This is a genomic window from Sphingomonas sp. PAMC 26605, assembly GCF_000241485.1.
Taxonomy (GTDB): domain Bacteria; phylum Pseudomonadota; class Alphaproteobacteria; order Sphingomonadales; family Sphingomonadaceae; genus Sphingomonas.
Genome location: NZ_JH584243.1, coordinates 1 through 3195, shown reverse-complemented (window position 1 = coordinate 3195; position 3195 = coordinate 1). Strand labels below are relative to the sequence as shown.

Sequence of the window (3195 nt, the reverse complement as noted above, 5' to 3'; positions counted from 1 at the left end):
AGCCATAGTGCCGCACCGGTGCTTGCCACAGTGCCGCACCTGTGGCCTGCGGCTCACATCACCCGCAAGGCGGGGCAGACCGGCTTGCAATTACCCATAAGTATTTGAATCGCTTGCGTGCCTCCGAAAGAAAATTGTTGAATCGGATGAATCAGTTGTGATTCATTCACGAGCACCGTGATTGTGTTCGTGAGGTGCGCGATGCAGGCCGAAAGCGAAAGCCAGCTGCTTCTGGGCGACCACTGGTCGCGCAGCGAGGTCGATGAGACCGCTTTCAGAGATGCCCGTCTCGGGCGCCGGTTCGGCGATTTGCTTCGCTGCTTGAGCGACAGGATGGGAGGAACAATTCCTTTGGCCTGTCAGGACTGGGCAAGCACCAAGGCCGCGTATCGGTTCTTTTCCAACCCAAAGGTCGAGGAAGGGGACATCCTTGCAGGCCATCTCAAGGCGACGAAGGCGCGATATGTCGCGTCTGACGGACCGATCTTGGTGCTTCAGGATACGACAGAGTTCACCTATCAGCGCCGGAACCCGCACGACGTCGGCTTTACCAAAAGCGTGAACAGTGGTCGCGACAAGAGTGGCCGGCTCCGACACCACGCTGTTTGCGGAATACTGATGCATTCCAGTCTCGTTGTTACCGAGGAGGGACTTCCCCTCGGCCTGGCCGCGGTCAAATTCTGGAACCGCGATAAGTTCAAGGGCACTGCCCAGCTCAAGCGGAAGATAAATCCGACACGGGTTCCGATCGAAGCAAAGGAGAGCGTTCGTTGGCTCGATAATCTCCGCCAGTCGGTCGCTCTGCTGGGGCAGCCCGATCGGTGTGTCCATGTCGGCGATCGAGAGAGCGACATTTACGAACTCTATTGCCTCGCTAAGGATCTCGGCACCCACTTCGTCGTCCGCACCGTTGTCGACAGGCTTGCTGGTATCGGCGACCACACCGTGAAAACCGAAATGCATGAGGTCCCAAGCGCGGGCATGCATAGCATCGAGGTGAGGGTCGATAATGACACGGTCGAACGTGTAACCCTTGATATCCGGTTCAAACGAATCCACGTCTGCCCGCCGATCGGAAAGCAAAAACGCTACCCGGCGCTCGATCTGACGGTGATCCATGCGTCGGAGGTCGGTGGCCCATTGGGCCGCAAGCCGATCCTCTGGAAGCTCGTCACCGATCTGGAAGTTGCCGACCTCGACGCAGCGATCGAGAAAATACGTTGGTATTCCGCGCGCTGGAAGATCGAAGTCTTCCATAAGATTCTGAAATCAGGATGTCGTGCTGAGGATGCCAAGCTCCGCACCGCCGATCGTTTAGCCAACCTTGTCGCGCTGTTTTGTATCGTCAGCTGGCGCGTGATGTGGATGACCATGATGGCACGTGCTGCCCCCGACGCCGACCCGGCGATCGCATTTACAGCGACGGAAATTACAATCCTCGACCGCCTCGTTTGCGATAGCGGGAACCGCCGAGCAAAGCCGGGCACCCTCCAGCTCTATCTCACCAAATTGTCCCGCCTTGGTGGTTATCTCGCGAGGACGTCCGACCCACCGCCTGGAAACACTGTCGTCTGGCGCGGCCTACGACGCCTGGTCGATATCCAGATCGGCGCGGAACTCGCCACTTGTGGGTAATTGCAAGGCAGACCGGACGCTTACATCTGATGCTCAATGTCAGACGCGTTTGGCGGGTAAACCATGACCCGCCATGGCACGCGGGCGTCAGGAAACCAATGATGTTTCTAGGTTAATAGTCTGCTTGCCAGAGCCGGACCCGGCAATAGTTCGCTGATTCAAAAATCAAAAGTTTTGCATCAGCCACATTGGCAGATCAGTCGGTTGCCTCGACTAGTTGCGGGCATGTTTTGAGGCGTCGGATCATATTCTAAAGTGGATCGCGCGTCGATGTAGCGGCCACAACAATGCGGTCACTGCCCCGACGATCGCGACCGCACAGGCAAGCGATGCGAGCCGTGGATTTGGCAGCATGGTCGATGCGACCGCAAATCCCCATTGCTGGGGAGCTAGCAGCGCACCTCGCCATGGAAGCAGCGGAAAGCCTGATATGCGGCTGAATGCCGTTGAGATTAAAAAGGCGAGGATGGCGTTGCCACCAAGCACTCGAAACGGTGTGGCTATGGCCCGGCCGACCGGCGCACGCAGCGTCACCACCAGCAGCGCAAGCACCAGGGCAGACACGCCGCTACTAAACAAAGCAAAACTGCTGGTCCAAAGCCGCTTGTTAATCTCGAACACGGGATCGAGAGCCAACCCGGCGATTATAAGCATGGTGCCAGCGATCGCGACATGAAGCGTCGCGCGATCGGAATTTTGCCGCCAGGCCCATGCGGCGAGCGCGCCGAATAAGAGGTTGGCCGTGGCAGGGAGCGTCGAGAGCAGCCCTTCGGGATCGTAGGTCGCGGGGCCTTGCCCGGTTGCAGAACCAAGGGGCCACAGATGCGGCACGGTGAACAGTGTCCGATCGACAAAGGCGGGCAAGCTACCATCCGGGGTAAGCAGCCCGACACCAAAACCGGGCACCGGCACAAAGCGTAGCAACGCCCAATAACCAATGAGGATTGCTGCGATGCAGAAGAGCACCCGCTGTGGGGCAATGGCAATTCTGCCATCGGCTATCGTACGGCTGGTGACAACGATCAGCGCACCGCCGAGCAGATAGCAAAGACCAATGCGCTGGAGAATGCCGGGGATGCGGACGTAGGACAAACCCCCGTGACCGGGATAAGGCGCTCCCGCCGAGATCGTCCAAACATAAGTCGCCTCTACAACCAACCCGAGCACGACCAAAGTAATCGATCGTCTGATCAGCCGCATCCAAAACAAGCGGCGTTGCGCCGTATCAGCCATCAATCGCGGGAATGACAGCCCCAGCGCCATGCCGACGCTAAAGAGGAAGGTGGGGAATACCATGTCAGCGAGCGTAGCGCCGTGCCAAGCGGCATGCTGAAGCTGAGCATACGCCATGGACCAATCACCAGGGCTGACGACGAGGATCATGCCCGCCACCGCTAGACCCCGAAGCACGTCCAGCGCTTCCAAACGGGGCAACCGCTGAGTCATACAGATCATCCTCCCCGTGCCAAAATACTGACATCGATGTCAAAAGATGACTTGTTTTGAATCGCTGGGCAAGCTCTGCGTACGTTGATGCGAAAATCACAGGTTCTGCATCAC

The 3195-nt window shown here is 58.2% G+C and carries 2 protein-coding genes; one reads left to right on the top strand and one right to left on the bottom strand.

Annotated elements, in window-relative coordinates; all coding sequences use genetic code 11:
* The first annotated feature begins 201 nt into the window (after positions 1-201).
* Entirely contained in the window at positions 202-1635 is a 1434-nt protein-coding gene (locus tag RH90_RS19525; protein ID WP_037493866.1) for an IS4 family transposase, read from the top strand.
* Positions 1636-1878: 243 nt separating this feature from the next.
* Here RH90_RS19525 and RH90_RS19520 read toward each other — a convergent pair whose 3' ends face one another.
* Entirely contained in the window at positions 1879-3081 is a 1203-nt protein-coding gene (locus RH90_RS19520) for an acyltransferase family protein (protein ID WP_010188282.1), read from the bottom strand.
* Between the last annotated feature and the right edge of the window lie 114 nt (positions 3082-3195).